This is a genomic window from Enterobacter sp. RIT637, from assembly GCF_019718755.1.
Classification (GTDB): Bacteria; Pseudomonadota; Gammaproteobacteria; order Enterobacterales; family Enterobacteriaceae; genus Enterobacter.
This window is the reverse complement of sequence record NZ_JAIHAZ010000009.1, coordinates 54,451-75,390: the sequence shown is the minus strand read 5'-3', so window position 1 is coordinate 75,390 and position 20,940 is coordinate 54,451. Positions and strand designations below refer to the sequence as shown.

Genomic DNA, 20,940 nt, shown 5'->3' with positions numbered 1-20,940 from the left:
AAAGGATGCATGAAGCAGGCAGATATTCGTGGAAGTCGTTAAAATACGGCGCCCTGATAATTTTGGATCATAATATTCACTATATTTTCCGGCGAGTTGCCCCGGAAAGGTGTTCTGGCGCGGAGTGCTTTTGTGAAGTTCAACGATTCGTTACATGTCTCCCAGCTGCGGGTTGTGCTTCACCTCTGCGGGTTTCTGGTTCTGCTGTACAGCCTGTCGATGTTGCCGCCGATGGTTATCGCACTGCTGAATAAGGAGCGGACCTACTTTGCGTTCCTTAGCACCTTTTTAACCTTTTTTAGCCTTGGCGGATTGGCATGGCGGGCTACCCGTCACGCGGGCATACAGCTGCGTACCCGCGACGGTTTTGTGATTATCGTGTTGTTCTGGCTGCTGTTTTCAGTCATTAGCGCCATGCCGCTCTGGATGGATGACGGGCTGCAGCTCTCTTTTGCCGACGCGCTCTTTGAAGGCGTTTCCGGGATCACCACCACCGGGGCCACGGTGATCGGGGACGTCAGCGCCCTGCCCAAATCGTACCTTTATTACCGCGCTCAGCTGAATTTTATCGGCGGGTTAGGCGTCATCGTGCTGGCCGTCGCGGTCCTGCCGCTGCTGGGCATCGGCGGCATGAAGCTTTATCAGTCCGAAATGCCGGGGCCGTTCAAGGAGGAGCGTCTGACTCCCCGCCTTGCCGATACCGCGCGCACGCTGTGGGTGACCTACTTCGCGCTGGGCGTGGCCTGCACCCTGGCCTACTGGCTGGCGGGGATGCCCTTTTTTGATGCCCTCTGTCACGGGCTTTCGACCGTGTCGTTGGGCGGATTCTCTACCCGCAGTGAGAGCATTGGGTTTTATGACAGCCACGCGATTGAGCTTGTCGCCGGGGCGTTTTCGCTGCTCTCCGCCTTCAACTTCACCCTCTGGTACGTCGCCATTGTCAGACGCACCCTGAAACCGATTCGCCGCAGCCCGGAGGTAAAATTCTTTCTGAGTGCCGCCGCGGTGATTATCGTCATCACCGCCTGGCAGGTCTGGCACGCCGGGATGTACAACGTCACCGATAGCCTGGTGCACGCCTTCTTCCTTGCCAGTTCGATGATGACTGATAACGGCCTTTCGACCGCCGACTATGCCCAATGGCCCGCACACACCATCTTCCTGCTGTTGAGCGCCAGCTTTTTTGGCGGCTGCGTAGGCTCGACCTGCGGCGGGATCAAAGCCCTGCGTTTTCTCATTATGTTCAAACAGTCTATCCAGGAGATGAACCAGCTGGCGCATCCACGGGCGTTGCTGAGTGTCAAGGTTGGCAAAAGCGTGGTGAATGACCGCGTCGTGCGCTCGGTATGGAGCTTCTTTTTTCTCTACGTGATGATCACAGGCTTTTTTGTCTGGACGCTCAATCTGATGGGCTACGACCTGTTTACGTCATTCGCAACGGTCGCCGCCTGCATCAACAACATGGGGCTGGGGTTTGGCGAGACGGCGTCAACGTTTGGCACGTTATCAGAGGGGGCAAAACTGCTGATGTGCGCGGCGATGATCCTAGGGCGCCTGGAAATTTACCCGGTGCTGATCCTGTTCTCGCGCTTTTTCTGGCGGGCATAAACCATTCCCGGCGAACCGGGAATGTTGGGGTTAAGGTGCGGGATTAATCAGCATCTGCCCCACGGAGCCCCTGTCCATCATCTCCAGCGTCTGGCTATGGAACAGGAACGGGAAGTGCGGCCACGAAGGCTGACCATAGTAGACGAGCAGTTCAACCTGACCATCCACCCACACGGTGTCTTTCCAGCCGCGATCTTCCGGGAACGGCATTGCGCCGTTGACGTTGCGGATCAGGAATGACACCCCTTCAATATGGAACGACTGCGGCATATCTGAACGGACCGTCCAGCGCTCCCAGGTGCCCTGCTGCGCGGTAATGTCGATACGGTTCACATCCCACAGCGCGCCGTTGATACCCGGATCGTCGCCCAGGCTGATATCACGGCTGCGCACCGGCGAGCCGCTGACGATCTCCTGCGGCAGCAGGCGCATCGGCAGGCTATCGGTCACCAGCGGCAGCAGGCCGGTTGGGCGCAGGGTCAGTACCAGCGTGGAGACGAGAATGCTCGACGGCTCAAAGAACCCACGAATGCGGTCAACGATGCTCGCCGCTTCACCACAGGTGACGGAGACTTCATCCCCGTTGGTCATATCCACGAGGATTTCACGACGTTCACCCGGCGAGAGTGCCAGCTGTTTAACGGAAACCGGCGCGGGTAAAAAGCCCTGGTCGCCGGAGATGACGTGTAGCGGACGGCCATCGCTCATCTGCAGCTGATAGCGCCGCGAGTTAGAGGCGTTCAGCAGACGCAGGCGCACCCAGCCGCGCGAGACTTCAACATAGGGGCTTTGCGCGCCGTTAACCAGCAGCGTATCGCCAACAAAACCACCGCTGCCCGGCTCGCTGTATTCCGGCGTACCGAAGTTATCGAGGCGTTTATCCTGAATAATGACCGGGAAATCATCCACGCCGTAGTGATTTGGGATCGGCAGCGATTTACTCAGCTCATCCTCAATCAGCCACATCCCGGCCAGGCCGTTGTAGACCTGCTGGGCGGTGCGGTTTGGCGTATTGGCGTGGTACCACAGCGTGGTCGCGCTCTGGCGGATAGGGAGGACGGGCGCCCAGTCGGCGTTTGGCGACATCATGCGCGCCGCGCCGCCGATCAACGGCCCCGGCACCTGCAGCCCGCTTACGGTCATCGCGACATTTTCAGTCGTCCGGTTACTGTAAATCAGCTTAACGTCATCGCCGTTCCACACGCGAATGGTTGGGCCAAGGTAGCGCCCGTTAATTCCCCATATCTGCGCGCGCGTCCCCTGAGTGAAGGACCAGTGGCTACGCTGTAGCGTGAGGAAAAGCGGCTGCCCGCGACGGGATTCAATCAACGGCGGAATGGGCAGCGGCTGTTGCTGCCCGGCGGCGCTGGCTGTCCGCGGTATCGCACCTGCACAAAGGGCGATACCCGAAGCCTGAATAAACTGACGCCGACTGAATGACATATAAGCTCCATCTGAAACGACTAACAACGCGGGAATTCGTTTTCCCTTATAACGCCGGATTAGATCTTACCGGCGGCTTCTCTCTCTGCGACTTCTTTGTCGAGCAACGCAATATGCTGAGCCATCAGCTCACGGCAATGGGCTGCCAGTTCGCGCACCTGATCTTTGCCATATTTACTGGTATCCACCGGCGGCAGCATTTCGACAATGACCAACCCGTTATTCAGGCGGTTAAGATTAATCTTATTAGAAGTATTGGAAACACACACGGGAATAATTGGAACACCTGCCGCAATTGCAGCATGAAACGCACCGGTTTTAAACGGCAGCAGGCCGCGACCACGGCTGCGCGTCCCTTCCGGGAACATCCAGATTGAGATTTTGCGTTTCTTAAAGTGATTCACCACTTCCGCAATAGTACCGTGCGCTTTGGCTCGATTATTACGGTCAATCAACAAGTTACCCGTCAGCCAATAGAGCTGGCCAAAAAACGGGATCCACAGCAGACTCTTTTTCCCCACCGTCACGGTTGGCGGCAGTACGATGTTTGCGGCGGTCACCATATCGTAGTTGTTCTGATGGTTAGCGATATAGATGGCATTGCCGAACTGCTCCGCGCCTTCCGGCAGTCGTTTTTCAACCTTCAGGCCAAACAGCGGCGCAAGGCGACCAAACATATGGCCAAAGGTGGCGACATGCTTAGGATTACGCGGACTGAACAGGCAATAGATGCAGCCGAAAACACAGACCAGAATGCAGTAGATAACGGTAAGAATAAGACGAACAATGTATAGCATAGCGACCTCTGAAGCCCTGACAGCTGACAATTATACTTCACCTGTGGCCAGGTAAGGACTTTATTACGAGCGCGTATTGTTAATCGCAACGCACGAATTAACAACGATTTTACGGGAAATTTTCGTGAAATGCCCCCCTCCGGAACAGAGGGGGGAGACGTTACGTTACTCTTCGCTGTCGCCCGCGCTGCTGCGCGCAGGAGAGTCAATCTCCACGCGGTCGATACGCTGCAGGCCGCGCATCAGCGAGCCGCGACGACCGCGCTCGCCAACAACCTTCTGCAGCTCTTCCGGACGCAGTTTGATCTTACGCTTGCCGACATGAATCGTCAGCGTGCTCTGCGGCGGCAGAATGAAGAGGTGCGCCAGGCCATCCTCGCCTTTCGCCGCTTCCGCCGACGGGATGTTGATGATCTTGTTGCCTTTACCTTTCGACAGCTCCGGCAGGTCGCTGACCGGGAACATCAGCATACGTCCGGCAGAGGTGATCGCCAGCAGCATGTCGCTCTCGTTTTCAATCACCAGCGGCGTCATCACGTGGGCGTTGTCCGGCAGGCTAATCAGCGCTTTACCGGCGCGGTTACGCGACACGAGATCGTTAAAGGTACAGATAAAGCCGTAACCCGCATTGGAGGCCATCAGCAGCTTCTGGTCGTCGGCTTCCATCAGCATATGGTCAACCGTCGCGCCCGGCGGCAGCGTCAGCTTGCCGGTCAGCGGCTCGCCCTGCCCGCGCGCGGAAGGCAGCGTGATCGGGTCGATGGCGTAGCTACGGCCGGTGGAGTCGATAAACGCCACCGGCTGGTTGCTCTTGCCTTTCACCGCCGCTTTGAAGCTGTCGCCCGCTTTGTAGCTCAGGCCCGGCGCGTCGATATCGTGGCCTTTGGCGCTACGCACCCAGCCACTCTGCGACAGCACAATGGTCACCGGCTCGGACGGCTGCATGTCGTGCTCGTTCATCGCCTTCGCTTCTTCGCGCTCGTGCAGCGGAGAACGACGGTCGTCGCCGAAAGCGTCGGCATCGGCCTGCAGCTCTTTCTTCAGCAGGGTGTTCATCTTGCGCTCGGACGCGAGGATCGCCTGCAGTTGATCGCGCTCTTTTTCCAGCTCGTTCTGCTCGCCGCGGATCTTCATCTCTTCCAGTTTGGCGAGATGGCGCAGCTTCAGTTCGAGGATGGCTTCGGCCTGGGTTTCGCTGATGCCAAAGCGCGACATCAGCGCGGGCTTCGGCTCGTCCTCGGTACGAATGATCTCAATCACTTCGTCGATATTGAGGAACGCCACCAGCAAACCTTCGAGGATATGCAGGCGCTTGAGCACTTTTTCCAGACGGTAGTTCAGACGACGGCGCACCGTATCGCGGCGGAACGTCAGCCATTCGGTGAGGATCTCCAGCAGGTTTTTCACCGCCGGTCGTCCGTCGAGGCCAATCATGTTCAGGTTGATGCGGTAGCTTTTTTCCAGATCGGTGGTGGCGAACAGGTGGTTCATCACCTGCTCCATGTCCACGCGGTTAGAACGCGGGACGATCACCAGACGGGTCGGGTTTTCGTGATCCGATTCGTCGCGCAGGTCGTCCACCATCGGCAGCTTTTTATTGCGCATCTGGGAGGCGATCTGCTCCAGCACTTTTGCACCGGAAACCTGATGCGGCAGCGCGGTGATCACCACAGCGCCGTCCTCTTTATTCCACACCGCGCGCATGCGCACAGAGCCGCGACCGTTCTGGTAGATTTTGCGGATTTCCGCGCGCGAGGTGATGATCTCCGCTTCGGTCGGGTAGTCCGGCCCCTGCACGATATCCAGCAGCTCGTCCAGCGAGGTTTTCGGCTGTTCGATCAGGGTGATGGCGGCTTTCGCCACTTCGCGCAGGTTGTGCGGCGGAATGTCCGTAGCCATACCGACCGCGATACCGGTGGTGCCGTTCAGCAGGATGTTCGGCAGACGCGCAGGCAGCATTTTCGGCTCCTGCATCGTACCGTCGAAGTTTGGCACCCAGTCAACGGTTCCCTGACCCAGCTCGCCCAGCAGCACTTCGGCATATTTAGACAGTCGGGATTCGGTATAACGCATCGCCGCGAAGGATTTTGGATCGTCCGGCGCGCCCCAGTTCCCCTGCCCGTCCACCAGCGGATAGCGGTAAGAGAACGGCTGCGCCATCAGCACCATCGCTTCATAACAGGCGCTGTCGCCGTGCGGATGGTATTTACCCAGTACGTCACCGACGGTACGGGCGGATTTCTTGAACTTGGCGGTGGCGTTCAGCCCCAATTCGGACATCGCATAGACGATGCGGCGCTGAACGGGCTTCAGGCCATCCCCGATAAACGGCAACGCCCTGTCCATGATGACGTACATGGAGTAGTTCAGGTAGGCGTTTTCCGTGAATTCATGTAGCGCGAGGCGCTCTGCCATATCGCTCATTACGTGTGATTCCTCAACTCAGAAACCGAAGGGTTTCAGGCAATATTGCCGCAGATACTACCTCATCTGACGAATTGAGTCACAAAGAAAAAGGGCCGCACAGGCGGCCCTTTTCGGGTTATTTGTTCAGCTTGATGACCTGCTTCACGTCGATTTCAAACTCGTTCCAGTCTTTATCGACTTTACCCTGGAGTTCGACCTTGTCCTGCGGGCTGACGGTCACGCCGTTCCAGCGCTTGTGGTCGATCTCAACCACCACCGTGCCGGTTTCATCGCGGAAGGTGTAGCGGTCATCAGACAGGCGCTCGGTGATGTTCCCGCGCAGCTTCACCCAGGCATCGTCCTTCAGCTCTTTCACTTTTGCCGCCGTCGTCAGGTTGGCGTTGTTATCCACAAAACCACCCTGCTGGGTTTGCGTCTGGGTCGCGGTTGCGGACGGACCGTTAAACCCGCCCTGCGCGGCAAAAACGGGGGCAGTGGTCATCATCATGATGGCAGCAAGTGCAGCGAATTTTTTCATCTTAATCTCTCCCTTTAATGTGGTTTCGCAGTCCATTAAACAGGGTAATCCTTAACAACTTCTTAAGGGGAAAATTTATTTATTTTTACTGTACAGCATGTTGATTCAGAGGGTTTACTGACCGCATCAAGGAGGGAACATGCGCATTTTACTGGTAGAAGACGACAAGCTCATCGGCGACGGCATCAAGGCGGGCCTGAGCAAAATGGGGTTTAACGTAGACTGGTTTACCGACGGGAAAACCGGTCAGGCCGCGCTGTATAGCGCGCCCTATGATGCCGTGGTGCTGGATCTGACGCTGCCGGAGATCGACGGGCTGGAGATCCTACGCGCCTGGCGCGAAAGCGGGCGCAGCGAGCCGGTACTGATTCTGACGGCGCGGGATGCGCTGAACCAGCGCGTCGAGGGGCTGCGTCTGGGCGCGGATGATTATCTCTGCAAGCCGTTTGCCCTGATCGAAGTGGCTGCACGCCTTGAAGCGCTGGTACGCCGCAGCCACGGCCAGACACGCAGCGAGCTGCGTCACGGTAAGGTCACGCTCGACCCGACGAGCCTTGTCGCCACGCTGGAGGGCGAAACGCTGACCCTCAAGCCAAAAGAGTTCGCCCTGCTGGAGCTGCTGATGCGTAACGCGGGCCGCGTGCTGCCCCGCAAAGCAATTGAAGAAAAGCTCTATAGCTGGGATGACGATGTCTCCAGCAACGCCGTGGAAGTTCACGTCCATCATCTTCGCCGCAAGCTCGGGAGCGAGTTTATCCGCACCGTGCACGGCATCGGCTATACCCTGGGTGACGCATGAAACTGAGCCTGAAGGTCCGCCTGACGCTGCTTTTCCTGCTGCTCTCTCTGACGGCCTGGTTTGCCGCCAGCCTGGTCGCGTGGCAGCAAACGACGCATAAGCTCGACAAGCTCTTTGATACCCAGCAGATGCTGTTTGCCAAACGTCTGCTGACGATGGACCTGGACGAGATCCGCGCGCCGGAGCGCATGCGCGAGGTGCCCAAAAAAGCCAAACACGGGCATCTGGACGATGACGCCCTAGCCTTCGCCATCTTTAGCGCCGACGGCAGCATGATCCTCAACGACGGTGAAAACGGGCGCGATATTCCGTATCACTACCGTCGCGACGGGTTTGATGACGGGCGGCTTCAGGACGATAACGACGAATGGCGCTTTTTATGGCTGACGTCGCCGGACGGTAAATACCGCGTGGTGGTCGGTCAGGAGTGGGAGTATCGCCAGGAGATGGCGCTGGACGTGGTAAGCTCGCAGCTTACGCCGTGGCTGGTGGCGCTGCCCATGATGCTGCTGTTGCTGATCCTGCTACTGAGCCGCGAGCTGAAGCCGCTGAAAAAGCTGGCGCAGACCCTGCGCTCCCGCACGCCGGATGCCACCGATAAGCTGCCGACGGAGGGGGTACCCACAGAGGTGCGTCCGCTGCTAGACGCGCTGAATCACCTGTTTATGCGCACACAAGAGATGATGAGCCGCGAGCGCCGCTTTACCTCCGATGCCGCCCACGAGCTGCGCAGCCCGTTAGCCGCCCTGAAGGTGCAAACCGATGTGGCGCAGCTGTATCAGGACGATCCCGAGGCGCAGTCCAAAGCCCTTTCGCAGCTTCATGCGGGTATCGACCGCGCTTCCCGGCTGGTGGATCAACTCCTGACGCTGTCGCGCCTGGATTCGCTGGATAACCTGGACGGCGTCGAGCCGATTGTCATGGCCGATTTACTGCAATCCGCGGTGATGGATATTTATCATCCGGCGCAGCAGGCGGGCATTGATGTGCGCCTGAACATCCATGCACCAGAGGTGAAACGCGCGGGTCAACAACTGCTCCTGAGCCTGCTGGTGCGTAACCTGCTGGATAATGCGGTACGTTACAGCCCGCGCGGTAGCGTGGTGGACGTGACGCTGGACGGCCAGCGCTTCACCGTGCGTGACAACGGCCCCGGGATTTCCCCCGACGCGCTGGCACGTATTGGCGAGCGCTTTTATCGTCCACCGGGGCAAGATGCCACCGGAAGCGGGCTGGGGTTATCGATTGTTAAACGCATCGCCACCCTCCACGGTATGCGCGTCTCGCTGGCTAATGCGCCTGAAGGGGGCTGTGAGGTCAACGTCAGCTGGTAGGTATTATTGCGCTATGTGCAAAAGACTTTGCACATTTTGCTTATTTTTCCGCTCCGTCCTCGCGCGTAGAATCCCCCACATACTCTCATCACCGAGGACAAATAATGAGCAACATTCTGATTATCAACGGCGCGAAAGAGTTCGCGCACTCTAAAGGCCAGCTGAATGACACCCTGACCGAGGTCGCGGACGGTTTCCTGCGCGACGCCGGGCATGATGTTAAGGTCGTACGTGCGGACAGCAACTATGACGTGAAGGCCGAAGTGCAGAACTTCCTGTGGGCCGACGTGGTTATCTGGCAGATGCCGGGCTGGTGGATGGGCGCGCCGTGGACCGTGAAAAAATACATGGATGACGTGTTCACCGAAGGCCACGGTTCGCTGTATGCCAGCGACGGTCGTACCCGTTCAGACGCTTCCAAAAAATACGGTTCCGGCGGCCTGATTCAGGGCAAAAAATATATGCTCTCCCTGACCTGGAACGCCCCGATGGAAGCCTTCACCGAGAAAGATCAGTTCTTCGAAGGCGTGGGCGTCGACGGTGCCTACCTGCCATTCCACAAGGCGAACCAGTTCCTGGGCATGGACCCGCTGCCGACGTTTATCGTCAACGACGTGATTAAAATGCCTGACGTCCCGAGCTATATCGCAGAATATCGCAAGCATCTCGCTGAAATTTTTGCTTAACTGGTAACCTGGAATTAAAGGAGTAGTAACCATGCTTACAGTTATCGCAGAAATCCGTACTCGTCCAGGTCAACATCACCGCCAGGCGGTGCTGGATCAGTTCGCGAAGATTATCCCAACCGTACTGAAAGAAGAAGGCTGCCACGGCTATGCGCCGCTGGTGGATGCCGCCACTGACGCCAGCTTCCAGGCCACCGCGCCGGATTCAATCATGATGGTTGAACTTTGGGAAACCGTGGCGCACCTCGAAGCGCACCTGCAGACTCCGCACATGAAGGCGTGGAGCGAGGCGGTAAAAGGTGACGTGCTGGATACCCATATCCGAATTCTGGAGCAAGGGGTTTAAGGTTCGTGGAATTTGCCGGGTGGCACTGCGTTTACCCGGCCTACAAAACCTGCCCCGTAGGCCCGGTAAGCGCTAACGCCACCGGGCTTTTTTATCACCTTAACACCCAACTGCTATGCTTATTCTGACTTCATTGTTAACAGGAGGATGGAATGGGTCTTTTTAACTTCGTAAAAGAAGCAGGCGAAAAGTTGTGGGATAACCTGACCGATCATAAAGGTCAGAGCGACAAAGTCAGCGAGCACCTCAAAAAGCTGAATATTCCTGGCGCGGATAAAGTCCAGGTCACCGTTACCGACGGCAAAGCCAGCGTGACGGGTGACGGGCTGACGCAAGAGCAGAAAGAGAAAATTCAGGTTGCCGTGGGGAACATCGCGGGGGTGAGCGAGGTGGAGAACAACATCACCGCCACCGATGCCGAAGATGAAGCGACCTACTACACGGTTAAATCAGGTGACACCCTGAGCGCCATCTCCAAAACGGTGTATGGCAATGCCAACCAGTACAACAAGATCTTCGAGGCGAACCGCCCGATGCTCTCCAGCCCGGATAAAATTTATCCAGGCCAGACGCTGCGCATCCCGAAAGCATAAGCGCATAGTCGGGGGTATTTCCCCCGACTGTTTTACCAGTACGATTTCCAGCTTTGCGTAAAGCGCACCAGCGCCTCAACGTAGAAGTAATCCCCCCAGCTTGCGCACTCATCCACCCCTTTATTGCTCGCCAGGTGATACACCGAGTGCTTCAGCAGCCCGTTGCCCTTTTCGTCTTTGCCCATCAGGTAGTGCTTCGTCAGCGACGACATGATCCCTTTCGCCCACTCCAGATAGCGCTCGCGGTCAGGATCCGTCACCGGCAGATGCTTCACCAGCTCCAGCAGCCCGCATACCGCGATGGCCGCCGAGGACGAATCGCGCAGCGCGTCGGTGCCCACCAGCGCCAGATCCCAGTGGCAGACGTAATCCTCCGGCAGTCGGTTGAGGAAATAGTTCGCCAGCCGCTTCGACAGGGCGATCATCGTCTCGTCACCGGTGTAGATATAGCTCAGCAGGAAGCCGTAAATTCCCCACGCCTGCCCGCGCGACCAGCACGAGTCGTCGGCATAACCCTGCTGGGTATTGCCGTAGCGCGGCGCGCCGGTGTTCACGTCCATATAGTAGGTGTGGAACGTCGAGGCATCCTCACGAATCAGGTACGTCGCGGCCTGCATCACGTGCGCTTTTGCAGCCTCGGCAAAGCGCGGATCGCCGGTTTGTTCCGTCGCCCAGTAGAGCAACGGCAGGTTCATGTTGCAGTCAATGATCATCCGCCCGGCCTGTTCCGGATCGGCCAGATCGCCCCACGCCTGAATGATCTTCGCCTTCTCATGGAAGCGCTCCAGCAGGGCTTCCGCCGCCAGCAGGGAGAAGCCGCGCGCCTCACGGTTCCCGGTCAGCCGCCAGGCGGCCACGCAGGAGAGCGTGTACAGGAAGCCCAAATCGTGGGTGTTGGTGTCATTGCGCCCGGCGATGCGCAGGCCGAACGAACGCACGTGCTTTTCCGCCATCGCGCGGAATTTCTCCTCGCCGCTCATCTCCCACGCCAGCCACAGCTGGCCGGTCCAGAAGCTGGTGGTCCACTCCACGTTGTCGGTCAGCGGGTAAAAGCCGTCCCTGCAGGTTTCTGCCGGGAACTGCTCGCCGAATTCCGTTAAATGACGGCTAATCAGGTCGAGGACATGACCGCGTGCCGAGCTGAGTTCATCGCTAAACGCGCGTGGGTCAACGGGCGCGGCAATCGCAGGCAGGCGCTCCTCTTTGATACGACTTAACATAATTCGGTTCCTTCTTTGACGGCGTAATTATCGGGTAGAGGTTTCTGCAACGTTCAGCGTGCGGGCACCGCGCCATTTGCTCTGACAGGCGGATAACGTGAAGGCAGAAATAAGGGTAAAGGTCAGCGCCGTGGCGCCCATGATGATATAGGTCTGCTCAAAGCCGATGCGGTCATACATATATCCGGCAGGCGAAGAGACGACCACGTTGCCGACGTACAGCATTGCCTGATAGCCCAGTAAATACATGGTGGCATTCACGCGCTTATCGAAATGTTCAGCGATGTATTTAAAGACGGAGACCAGCAGCAGGCAGATTTCCAGGCCGTACAGCGGCTTCAGCACGGAAATTAACAGGTGGGAATCGCACATGCCGGAAATAATCAGACGCGCCCCCACCACCAGACCGACAATTAACAGCCCGCGCTTGGCACCAATAAAATTCACGAACAGCGGGATCACCATATACATGACGAACTCCATGCCTGACTGCACGGTGCCCAAATAACCGAACACCGCGTTGCCCTGGTGGATATCGTCAAAGAAGGTAACGAAATAGCGCGAGAACTGCTGCTCGGCGATAAACATCATCCACGCCACGCCCGCCACGTACAGGCAGAACGCCCAGAATTTACGGCTGCGCAGCAGAGCGTACACGTCCGAAGGGGCGATTTTCTCTTTGGTCAGCACCTCACCGGCGTGAACGGAGTTAGTGTTCACTTTCAGGCTCAGCAGGACAATCAGCATCACCACTGAGGTCACGCTGCCCATAATAAAGTTATACGCGGGCGAGAGGTTAAACAGCAGGCCGGAGAAGGACGACGCCACCGCCCAGCCGAGCGAGCCCCACATGCGGATCTGCCCGAACTCCATGCCGTTCAGACGGCTGAAGCGGTCAGAATAGGATTCACACGCCGCCACGCCCGCATACCAGGCAAAGCTCAAGTAGAGCGCGCCGATAATTATCCCCAACATGGTGTTGGAGATTAACAGCGGCTGATAGACGTAAATAAAGAACGGCGCCATCAGGGCCGACATCGCGACCACAAAATAGAGCAGGTATTTGCTCATGCCGATTTTATCAAGAATATAGCCGTAGATGGGTTTGAGAATAACGGAAAAAATACCGTTCACTGCGAATACGGTGCCAATCACCGCCCCGCTGAGATTCGCTTTTTGACCGAGCCAGATAGCCAGCAGGCCAATACTGGCGGACCAGGTAAAGAAATAGAGAAAAATAAAACTGCTGATTTTGTAATATTCGGTTCTGTTGGTTATCGATGTATTTTTCATACCATCCTCGCCGAGGTGTAGGGTCAGAATTTTTATAATGTGAACGCCACCTGACGTTCGCCTCCAGGCTCGCGGATCTCGACCTGGTTTTGGGTGATTTTCAGCTGCGGTCTGGCCGCAATATTGTGCTTTTCGCTGGCAAAGACGGCGCAGCAGAGCCAGCTTTCTCCCAGAGGGATATCGGTTTTTAACAGCGGAATGGCGGCACACTCCGGAAACATGATGCTGCTATTCGGCGGCGTGACGAGGCTGTCCGGCACGCGCGTGATGGCGGGTGAGAGATCGACAATCGCGCTGCTGCCGTTCTCGGCCTTGAGATAACAGCCTCGCTCGCGGATCTGGTGTTCGGTTTTCATCACCGCAAACCCGCCCTCGGCCGTTTGCAGCGCACGCGCGCTGTTGATGCGGTGCAGGCGCAGATGCCACTCGCCAAAGGGGATTTGCCAGGTGTCGATATGCACGTCGTGCCACGGCGACCAGCGCGAGTAGATATAGTTTTCATCCACCCGAACGTCCTCACATTCGCGACGGCCGCGGTAGTAATCGTCTCCGTCCGCCAGCAGCAGCATCGAGTCGCAGGCCGCATGTTTCAGGCCAAAGCGCCCGCGCTCAATGGTGAAGCCAAAGCGGCTGGAGTAAGCAAATTTGGTGTATTTGGCGTCGGTATTGACGTAGTTGTTCAGCTCCAGCTGACCGGCGACGAGCAGGGTGACGTGCTGCGACTTTTCCGCATGAATAAGGATCTGCTGAGCATGCGGAATCACACGCTTTTCAGCCAGCGAGGGCAGCGGCTGCTCGTCGGCCAGCCAGAACGGATGCGTCTCCGGCAGCGCCAGAATGAGCCAGGTTTTCAGCGCCCAGTACGGCGAACCGGGCGAGTTATAGTCCTCACACATCGCCAGGTTCGGATAGGCAAAGCCGAGCGTCAAAATGCCGTCGCGATCGGTAATCGGCTGCTGCTGCCACCAGCGCAGATGGCGCAGAATAATGCCCTTCACGATGCCCGGCGTGAACACCTCCAGCCCGGAAAAAGCCACCGCGCTCCAGAACGCGACCATCGCAAAGCGGTAGGTCAGGCTGCGGCCAAACGGCACCGAGGCACCATCTGCTGCGGACCAGTAGATAAAGTCTTCTGCGAACAGGCGCGAGCGCTCGCGCAGCACGTCCGCCCTCGCCTCGTCGCCGCTGAGCGTGGCGTAGATCAGGCCGTAGAAGTGAAAGGCCATTGAGATGTAATAATCTTTCGGACGCCCCGGACCGTCAGAATACCAGCCGTCGCCCAGATAGTAGGCATCCATCAGCGCAAAGCGGCGGTCGATGGCGCGCTGGTCATACGGCAGCCCGGCGCGCTTGAATCCAAGCTGGACCATGATGGCGAAATAGTTCCAGTTGCTGTCCGGCATCTGCGCGTCGGTAATCTGGCTGAGCCAGGCGTGGAGGTTCATCACTTCGCGCTCGGTGAAGCAATCGGTGAGTTTTGGTCCCAGAAGCGCAAGCCCCAGACCGTAAGCCGCCATCTCCACCAGGCGCTGATCGTAGGGGCCGGTTTCCCCCCAGTAGCCCGCGCTTTGCGGATCGGTGCCCAGTTTGATGGCGTCCAGGTATTTCTCACTCCACGACTCGCCCTCGCCGCCCGCCATCAGCGGAAACAGCCCCCACAGCGCGCGGGAAAGCCCTTCCATCTGCGCGATATCCGTCGCGTAGTGCGCGCAGGTCTCGCCCAGTGAAAAGCGTGAACTGCCCGGCGGAAACTGCTTATCCAGCGCACCCAGCATCGCGTTTAAATACGCCACCACGTCCCGGCGTGAAGACAACGGATTTGATTTTTCTTTGTTTGCCGCCCACATAGGTTTGCCCTCGTCATCAACTGCGGCAAAGCATAGTGAATCCGCAAGGGGCAGAAATGTTAGCCGCGTCACAGGTGAGAACGATGAATAAACCCACAGTTAAGAAAATTTAAAAAGGTGGTTTATAAATAGTGTCTGACGGGAAAAAGTTGAGTTTTATTGCACTATGCGCGACACGCCAACATCCGATCGTCTGGAGCTGATTGCCTTAAACGACGCCGTGGTGTCGTTCAGCCGCCTGTTCGCCAATACCGTGCGTTACCACCACTGGCATCAGTGTCTGGAAATTCTCTATGTGGAAGAAGGGTTTGGCGTCGCGATTGTCGACAACCGCCATTACACCATGCGCCCCGGGCGGCTGTTTTTCTTCCCACCCTTTACCCTGCACAAGGTGATGGTAGACGCACAGGCGGAGGCCATTTACCGACGCACCATCATTCATCTCGATCATCACGCCGTGCTGAAAAACCTGCGTGATTTCCCGCAAACCCGGCAGCGGCTGGAGCGGCTTTCACGCCGCGGCGGCGAGGCGTGGGTCGCAGACCTGGCGCATTGCCGACACCATGTCGATTATCTGCTGAGCTGTTATCAGTCGCCCATGAACAGCGAGGCCATCGCCGGGCTGCTGATCGGCCTGTTTGCCATGCTGCCCGACGATCGCGACGGCACGCCGGGCAGCAGCCAGGGGATCGCCAGCCGGGTGATGTTCTGGCTGGACGAGCATTACCGGGAGAAATTTCGCCTCGACGCGCTGGCCGAAGAGTTGGGGAAATCGCGCAGCTACGTGTCGCGAAAATTCCATGCTGAGACGGGCGAGAAGATCCACCACTATCTGAATACGTTAAGGCTACGCAAGGCCTGCGAGTGTTTACTGCACACGGATTCGAGCGTGCGAGACATCGCGCTGCAGACGGGCTTTTCCGACGTGACGTGGTTCATCAGCGCGTTTAAAAAAGGGATTGGCGAGACGCCGCTGCAGTATCGGAAGAACCATCGTGCGGTTTGACGCCCTCTCCCAAAGGGAGAGGGGGAAAATCAACCGCTTTTCTTCCCCGGCTTTAATCCACGATGCAACTCGTTGATACGCTTTATCGACTTGATGGTGCGCTGCGGCTCGGTGGAGGCGACGGATAAAATAATCATCTCCAGACACAGCAGCACCGTACCGTGCAGCGGGATTTTGCCCTTCTCGCCGCCGCGCGGGACGTGGATCACCACGCTGGCCTCTTTGCTGAAGCGCGAGTCGGTAGCGTTGGTCAGCAAAATGGTCGGAATGCCGAGACGCTTCGCCTCGCGCAGCGTGGTCTGCCCTTCCCGGTGCGCGGATTTCTGCGCCATCATGATCAGCACGTCGCCGCGCTGAAGCGCAATAAGCTGTTCGGCAAGCCCTATTCCGGTGCGGTTGAGCGGGATCGCGGGCAGTCCCATACGGCTGAACAACCTGGCGGTGTAATCGGCCAGAATACCGGATGCGCCAATGCCAAAAATAGCGACCTGCCTCGCCTGCGCCAGCAGCGACACGGCCTGCGCCATCGCATTGCGGTTGTGTGGTTCAGACAGCACCTCGCAGGTGTGCCGATGCCCTTCCAGCACGAAATCAATGCTCGTATTCACATCGCTGGTCAGTGTATTCACCGTGGTCGACATTTTCTCGCTGGAGGTCACCACGGGGCCGAACCACTGCTCGAGCGTCTGCTTGAGATCGCGCAATCCGGCAAAACCGAGCGCCTGGATAGCGCGAACGACGGTGGCATCCGAGGTGTTAAGCAGCGTCGCAATCTCCATTGCCGTCTGCTCCATGACCGTTTCCCGGTTCTCATTGATATAGCGCGCCACCAGCAGCAGCCGTGGCGTCAGCTGGTTCGCCCGCGAACGGAAGCGGTCACCGTAGACATCGACTTTGCGGATCACCGTGAGGCCTCCGGCAGCGGACGCCCCGCAATTTGCGACTGCACCTGTGCGGCCATCAGGCCTAACGAGGCAAACGAGTTCGAAATCGCCTCCTCGCGGGAGATGAGCACGTAATGCCCGGTGCGGCAGGCGTTAAGGAACTGACACCAGCCCGGCATCACCGCGTCCATCGCCGCCAGCTCGTCCTGCGGCTTGCCGCCGGTATCGCCGCGCCAGGTGGCGAAGACAAAATCGGCATCCAGCTCCGGCAGGCGCTCGGCGCTGACGTCAATACGCCCACCGTCCGGGATGCTCTCGATCAGCGGTGGGAACTTAAATCCTGCGTCGCGCAGCACGCGTCCAAGCGAGTGGTAGCTGTGCATGGCGTTGATTTTGCCCTGATTGGCCTGAATCACCGACACGGTTAACGAGCGGGTGTCGATAGTCGCTTTCAGAGCCTTGATTTGCTCCTGATAGCGACGCTCCAGAACCTTCAGCCGCGCCTGCGTACCGGTGAGCTGCGCCAGCTTGCGGTAGATTTCGGGCGCACCGCCGTCGAGGTGATCGATGCTCACCGTCGGGGCAATTTTTTCAAGTTGTTCTACCGGCGTGTTGCGGGTCGGCTCGGTGATGATCAGGTCCGGCTTCGCGGCGGCGATGGCTTCAATGTCGATATCGGCAGTGCCGATGAATTTGATGTCGGAATTATCAAAATCAACGCCGGTTAACATGCCGCTGGAACGCAGAAAATGGCTGCCATCCGGTCGGGTGCGGCCGTGGCTGGCAACCGGGGGCACGCCAAGCTCAATCAGCGGGATGGTGATATCCAGATCGTGCAACGAGACGATCCGCTTCGGATGCACCGGCACCACCACCTTGCGGTTCAGATCGTCTGTAAACGTCTGCGTCGGCTCCGCCGCACTCGCCACAAACCCTACCAGCAACAGCATTGTCAAAAGTACGCGCATCACACTCCCTCTAAAATCGGTCCCGATGCTGCCAGAGCAGCAGCAGGAAAAACGGCCCGCCAATCAGTGAAATCACAATCCCCGCCGGCAGCTGTAGCGGCAAAAATGCCAGACGCCCGACGTTATCCGCCAGCAGAACCAGCAGCGCGCCCAGCACAGCGCTTCCCGTCAGCAACGCTGTCTGCCCGCCGCGCAGCAGCAGGCGCGCCATATGCGGCGCAATCAGCCCCACGAACCCGATACTTCCCACGCAGGAGACGCAGGCCGCGGTGAGCACAACCGGGGCAAGCACGCGCAGCAGGGCAAGTCGTGAAGTGCGCACGCCAAGTCCGGTCGCGGCGTGGTTACCCAGCAACGCCACGTCGGCAGCGCGTGCGGTAAAGAGCAGCAGCGCAAACGCGGGAAGCGCCCAGGCTGCAGCAATGCTGACCAGCATCCAGTTTGCCGCATGCAGGCTTCCCGCCAGCCACAGCATCGCGGTCTGCACGTCACGCACGTCCGCGGTAGTCATAAAAACGCCCATTGCGGCGGCAAACGCCCATGACACGCCGATACCCGTCAGGATGAATCGCGGACGGGAAATATCGCGGGCCAGCGCCACCACCAGCAGCGCGGTCAGCAGCCCACCGGCCATGCCGACCAGCGGTCGCCAGTACAGGCTGAGCGCCGGGAACTGAAAAATCAGCAGCAGCACCGCCGCGCTACAGCCCTCTTTCACGCCGATAAGCCCGGGGTCAGCCAGGCCATTGCGGGTGATGGACTGCATCGCCGCCCCCGCCATACCGAGCATTGCGCCGCACAGCACCGCCATCAGCAGGCGCGGCAGGCGGATATCCATCACGATGTAATGTGTCTCTGCTTCCAGCGTCTGCGGATAAAACAGCGCGCGCCCGATGGCAGAGGCAGGAATGGGCAGCGAGCCGTGGGTCAGACCAAAACTGAGCAGCAGCAAGGCTGCCAGCGATAAAAAGGCCAGGCATGCCAGCGCTTTTGGGCGAACCAGCGCCGAAAGAGGGCCGACGCGTAGCGCACGCAGTCCCGCCCAGCTCATTTGAACATCCTCGACGCCATGAAGATAAAGACGGGCGCGCCGACCAGCGCGGTCATGACGCCGGTTGCCAGCTCATACGGCGTAAACAGCGTGCGGGCGGCGATATCCGCCAGCAGGAGAACCAGCGCCCCGCACAGGGCCGAAAGCGGCACCATCACGCGGATGTCCACCGTCACCAGGCGGCGGATCAGCTGTGGCACCACAAGGCCGATAAAACCAATCGGTCCGGCGATGGAAACCGCCGCGCCGCAGAGCAGTGCAATCGCCAGCAGCGCGAACAGGCGCGTCTTCAGCAATGAGACGCCAAGCCCCTGCGCCATTCTGTCGCCCAGCGCCAGCATGTTGAGCGAGGGCGAGAGCCACAGCGCCAGCGCAAAGCCAACGGCCGCAATCCCTGCAGCGCTCCCTATCGTCCCGGCGCTGAGCCCCGCTAAATCTCCCGCCAGCCAGGTGCGCATGGCGAGCAGCGTCTGTTCATCAAGGATTAATATCGCGGCAGTCACCGATGAGGCAAACGCCGACATTGCCACGCCGCACAGCGTGACCTTCATCGGCGTCAGCCCGGTGCGACCGGACGAGGAGAACGTCAGCACCAGCAGAAACAGCGCCGCGGCACCGACGGCGGCAACGAGCGGGCGACCGAACGGGAGCGACAGCCCAAGCGCGCTGGCGATCACCACCGCCAGCGCCGCCCCGGCATTAAGCCCCAGAATATGCGGCTCGCCGAGCGGGTTACGGATCACCGACTGCAGCAACACGCCCGCCACGCCGAGCGCGGCGCCAGTCACCATTGCGGCGCAGAGGCGCAGCAGCCGGAGCCTGATAATCACGTTATGGTCGAAATTGCGCGGATCGAAATGGAAGATTGCGTCCACGACCGTCCAGGGAGCGATAACGCGCGCGCCGATGCCCAGATGTGCAATCGCGCCCATCGCCAGCAGCAAGGCGAATACAAGGAGTGCCAGAGACGTGCGCATCATGGTTGTTCAGCGACCCGGCGAAACGGCATAAAGAACGGCTTTCCGGTCATCGGGTTAATTGACATATGCACGTCGACGTCAAACACCGTTTTGATCAGCGACGGCGTGCAGGTATCGCCTTCATGTAATACGCCCTCGACTTTGCCCTGGCGTAAAAAGACCAGCGAATCGCCGTAGTTCACGGCGAAGTTGAGATCGTGCAGCACCACCACAACGGTGCGCCCGTGCTGGCGCGTCAGGGTGTGAAGCAGTTCCAGAATTTCGACCTGATAGCGAAGATCGAGATACGTCGTGGGCTCATCCAGCAGGATATACGGCGTTTGCTGCGCCAGCGCCATGGCGATCCAGCAGCGTTGACGCTGGCCGCCGGACAGGCTTTCGACGGGCAGATGGGCAAATTCCGCCGTTCCGGTCAGGCGTAATGCCTCCTCCACCGCCAGCTCGTCTTCATCACTCCACTGACGCATAAAGTTCTGCCAGGGAAAGCGCCCGCGCGAAACCAGTTCAAAGACGGTTAACCCCTCCGGCAACAGCGGAGACTGCGGCAAAATGCCAAGCTGACGGGCGACCGCTTTGGTCGGCTGTTCATGAATGGCTTTGCCATCCAGCACGACGCTGCCGCCAAGCGGCTGTAGCAGACGAGCGATGGTGCTCAACAGCGTGGATTTTCCACAGCCGTTCGCCCCCACCAGAACGGTCATCTTCCGTTGCGGGATCGCGAGGGAGATATCATCAACGATGATTTTTTTTTTGTGATAACCCGCAGAAAGATTCTCCAGAACCAGTCCCGGTTTTGTCGTGTTATGCGCCACGTGAATGCCAACGTAATGAAAAACCAATAAATAAAAATAAAACTCATTCTCTTTTGAGAAGTTTGCCGCTGCACCATGTAGTAGTCAAGTGAATAAAAGCCCTGAACAAACCAGGGATGATCGCAACAGAAAACGCAAAGTTAAATTAATGGATATCGTTTTATTTCAATAAATTAAAAGCGAACCACTTTGATTAAAACGCTACAAAAAACACTGTAGCCATTTTTTTACTTTTTCCATTTACTACTACAATTCCGCATGATTGAATGATTCTCAATTACAAGTTCGATGCCTTTCAGGCTAACGAACAGACCGTAAGGGCAATGACT

General features: G+C 58.2%; 19 protein-coding genes. 7 read left to right on the top strand and 12 right to left on the bottom strand.

What is annotated here, in order from left to right; translation table 11 throughout:
• Positions 1-132 precede the first annotated feature (132 nt).
• Positions 133-1,608: a TrkH family potassium uptake protein gene (locus K5E19_RS14540; RefSeq protein ID WP_221551855.1), complete on the top strand. Its 1,476-nt coding sequence runs from the start codon at positions 133-135 to the stop codon at positions 1,606-1,608.
• Between the two features lie 30 nt (positions 1,609-1,638).
• Here the strand turns inward: K5E19_RS14540 and ftsP are convergent, their stop codons facing one another.
• The 4 genes from ftsP to K5E19_RS14520 form a co-directional block, all read right to left on the bottom strand.
• Complete coding sequence (gene ftsP / locus K5E19_RS14535; protein WP_221551853.1) at positions 1,639-3,051, bottom strand: cell division protein FtsP; 1,413 nt, start codon at positions 3,049-3,051, stop codon at positions 1,639-1,641.
• Between the two features lie 59 nt (positions 3,052-3,110).
• Entirely contained in the window at positions 3,111-3,848 is a 738-nt protein-coding gene (gene plsC / locus K5E19_RS14530) for a 1-acylglycerol-3-phosphate O-acyltransferase (protein ID WP_010435607.1), read from the bottom strand.
• A gap of 165 nt (positions 3,849-4,013) precedes the next feature.
• A complete protein-coding gene (parC, locus tag K5E19_RS14525) occupies positions 4,014-6,272 on the bottom strand; it encodes a DNA topoisomerase IV subunit A (RefSeq protein WP_221551851.1) in 2,259 nt (752 codons plus the stop codon).
• Positions 6,273-6,390: 118 nt separating this feature from the next.
• The gene (locus K5E19_RS14520; RefSeq protein ID WP_221551850.1) at positions 6,391-6,792 is read right to left on the bottom strand and encodes a YgiW/YdeI family stress tolerance OB fold protein; all 402 of its coding nucleotides are present in this window, start codon (positions 6,790-6,792) and stop codon (positions 6,391-6,393) included.
• Between the two features lie 139 nt (positions 6,793-6,931).
• Here K5E19_RS14520 and qseB point away from each other — a divergent pair, with 139 nt between their 5' ends.
• The 5 genes from qseB to lysM all read left to right on the top strand — a co-directional run bounded on the left by qseB (position 6,932) and on the right by lysM (position 10,550).
• A complete protein-coding gene (gene qseB / locus K5E19_RS14515) occupies positions 6,932-7,591 on the top strand; it encodes a quorum sensing response regulator transcription factor QseB (RefSeq protein ID WP_221551848.1) in 660 nt (219 codons plus the stop codon).
• Complete coding sequence (qseC, locus tag K5E19_RS14510; RefSeq protein WP_221551846.1) at positions 7,588-8,925, top strand: quorum sensing histidine kinase QseC; 1,338 nt, start codon at positions 7,588-7,590, stop codon at positions 8,923-8,925. The genes qseB and qseC overlap by 4 nt, the downstream gene beginning before the upstream one ends.
• A gap of 104 nt (positions 8,926-9,029) precedes the next feature.
• Positions 9,030-9,611 carry an NAD(P)H-dependent oxidoreductase gene (locus K5E19_RS14505; protein ID WP_047347835.1) on the top strand — a complete coding sequence of 194 codons (582 nt, stop codon included), beginning with the start codon at positions 9,030-9,032 and terminating at the stop codon, positions 9,609-9,611.
• A gap of 31 nt (positions 9,612-9,642) precedes the next feature.
• Positions 9,643-9,957, top strand: coding sequence for a putative quinol monooxygenase (locus K5E19_RS14500; protein WP_221551845.1), 315 nt, complete (start codon positions 9,643-9,645; stop codon positions 9,955-9,957).
• Positions 9,958-10,109: 152 nt separating this feature from the next.
• A complete protein-coding gene (lysM, locus tag K5E19_RS14495; RefSeq protein WP_010435614.1) occupies positions 10,110-10,550 on the top strand; it encodes a peptidoglycan-binding protein LysM in 441 nt (146 codons plus the stop codon).
• A gap of 32 nt (positions 10,551-10,582) precedes the next feature.
• Here the strand turns inward: lysM and K5E19_RS14490 are convergent, their stop codons facing one another.
• Genes K5E19_RS14490 through K5E19_RS14480 form a run of 3 tightly spaced genes read right to left on the bottom strand, consistent with a single transcriptional unit; the run spans position 10,583 to position 14,910 of the window.
• Positions 10,583-11,770 carry a glycoside hydrolase family 88 protein gene (locus tag K5E19_RS14490; RefSeq protein WP_221551844.1) on the bottom strand — a complete coding sequence of 396 codons (1,188 nt, stop codon included), beginning with the start codon at positions 11,768-11,770 and terminating at the stop codon, positions 10,583-10,585.
• A gap of 27 nt (positions 11,771-11,797) precedes the next feature.
• Positions 11,798-13,063: an oligosaccharide MFS transporter gene (locus K5E19_RS14485; RefSeq protein ID WP_221551843.1), complete on the bottom strand. Its 1,266-nt coding sequence runs from the start codon at positions 13,061-13,063 to the stop codon at positions 11,798-11,800.
• A 32-nt stretch (positions 13,064-13,095) separates the two neighbouring features.
• Positions 13,096-14,910, bottom strand: a complete 1,815-nt coding sequence (locus tag K5E19_RS14480; protein WP_221551842.1) for a DUF2264 domain-containing protein — start codon at positions 14,908-14,910, stop codon at positions 13,096-13,098.
• 166 nt (positions 14,911-15,076) lie between these two features.
• Between K5E19_RS14480 and K5E19_RS14475 the strand changes: the two genes are divergently transcribed.
• Entirely contained in the window at positions 15,077-15,916 is an 840-nt protein-coding gene (locus K5E19_RS14475; protein ID WP_221551841.1) for an AraC family transcriptional regulator, read from the top strand.
• Positions 15,917-15,945: 29 nt separating this feature from the next.
• Here the strand turns inward: K5E19_RS14475 and K5E19_RS14470 are convergent, their stop codons facing one another.
• From K5E19_RS14470 to K5E19_RS14450, 5 genes are read right to left on the bottom strand one after another with little or no spacing between them, the layout of a single operon-like run.
• Complete coding sequence (locus K5E19_RS14470; RefSeq protein ID WP_221551840.1) at positions 15,946-16,821, bottom strand: MurR/RpiR family transcriptional regulator; 876 nt, start codon at positions 16,819-16,821, stop codon at positions 15,946-15,948.
• Positions 16,818-17,768, bottom strand: coding sequence for an iron-siderophore ABC transporter substrate-binding protein (locus K5E19_RS14465; protein WP_221551839.1), 951 nt, complete (start codon positions 17,766-17,768; stop codon positions 16,818-16,820). The genes K5E19_RS14470 and K5E19_RS14465 overlap by 4 nt, the downstream gene beginning before the upstream one ends.
• 10 nt (positions 17,769-17,778) lie before the next feature.
• Positions 17,779-18,819 carry an iron ABC transporter permease gene (locus K5E19_RS14460; protein WP_221551838.1) on the bottom strand — a complete coding sequence of 347 codons (1,041 nt, stop codon included), beginning with the start codon at positions 18,817-18,819 and terminating at the stop codon, positions 17,779-17,781.
• Entirely contained in the window at positions 18,816-19,799 is a 984-nt protein-coding gene (locus K5E19_RS14455) for an iron ABC transporter permease (protein ID WP_221551836.1), read from the bottom strand. Before K5E19_RS14455 ends, K5E19_RS14460 begins: the two co-directional genes overlap by 4 nt.
• The gene (locus K5E19_RS14450) at positions 19,796-20,611 is read right to left on the bottom strand and encodes an ABC transporter ATP-binding protein (protein ID WP_221551834.1); all 816 of its coding nucleotides are present in this window, start codon (positions 20,609-20,611) and stop codon (positions 19,796-19,798) included. Before K5E19_RS14450 ends, K5E19_RS14455 begins: the two co-directional genes overlap by 4 nt.
• Positions 20,612-20,940: the final 329 nt, after the last annotated feature.

Bases quoted from the DNA above. Each gene is read 5' to 3' on its own strand.
- ftsP (WP_221551853.1), bottom strand. From the start codon at position 3,051: ATGTCATTCAGTCGGCGTCAGTTTATTCAGGCTTCGGGTATCGCCCTT.
- plsC (WP_010435607.1), bottom strand. From the start codon at position 3,848: ATGCTATACATTGTTCGTCTTATTCTTACCGTTATCTACTGCATTCTG.
- parC (WP_221551851.1), bottom strand. From the start codon at position 6,272: ATGAGCGATATGGCAGAGCGCCTCGCGCTACATGAATTCACGGAAAAC.
- K5E19_RS14520 (WP_221551850.1), bottom strand. From the start codon at position 6,792: ATGAAAAAATTCGCTGCACTTGCTGCCATCATGATGATGACCACTGCC.
- qseB (WP_221551848.1), top strand. From the start codon at position 6,932: ATGCGCATTTTACTGGTAGAAGACGACAAGCTCATCGGCGACGGCATC.
- qseC (WP_221551846.1), top strand. From the start codon at position 7,588: ATGAAACTGAGCCTGAAGGTCCGCCTGACGCTGCTTTTCCTGCTGCTC.
- K5E19_RS14505 (WP_047347835.1), top strand. From the start codon at position 9,030: ATGAGCAACATTCTGATTATCAACGGCGCGAAAGAGTTCGCGCACTCT.
- K5E19_RS14500 (WP_221551845.1), top strand. From the start codon at position 9,643: ATGCTTACAGTTATCGCAGAAATCCGTACTCGTCCAGGTCAACATCAC.
- lysM (WP_010435614.1), top strand. From the start codon at position 10,110: ATGGGTCTTTTTAACTTCGTAAAAGAAGCAGGCGAAAAGTTGTGGGAT.
- K5E19_RS14490 (WP_221551844.1), bottom strand. From the start codon at position 11,770: ATGTTAAGTCGTATCAAAGAGGAGCGCCTGCCTGCGATTGCCGCGCCC.
- K5E19_RS14485 (WP_221551843.1), bottom strand. From the start codon at position 13,063: ATGAAAAATACATCGATAACCAACAGAACCGAATATTACAAAATCAGC.
- K5E19_RS14480 (WP_221551842.1), bottom strand. From the start codon at position 14,910: ATGTGGGCGGCAAACAAAGAAAAATCAAATCCGTTGTCTTCACGCCGG.
- K5E19_RS14475 (WP_221551841.1), top strand. From the start codon at position 15,077: ATGCGCGACACGCCAACATCCGATCGTCTGGAGCTGATTGCCTTAAAC.
- K5E19_RS14465 (WP_221551839.1), bottom strand. From the start codon at position 17,768: ATGCGCGTACTTTTGACAATGCTGTTGCTGGTAGGGTTTGTGGCGAGT.
- K5E19_RS14460 (WP_221551838.1), bottom strand. From the start codon at position 18,819: ATGAGCTGGGCGGGACTGCGTGCGCTACGCGTCGGCCCTCTTTCGGCG.
- K5E19_RS14455 (WP_221551836.1), bottom strand. From the start codon at position 19,799: ATGATGCGCACGTCTCTGGCACTCCTTGTATTCGCCTTGCTGCTGGCG.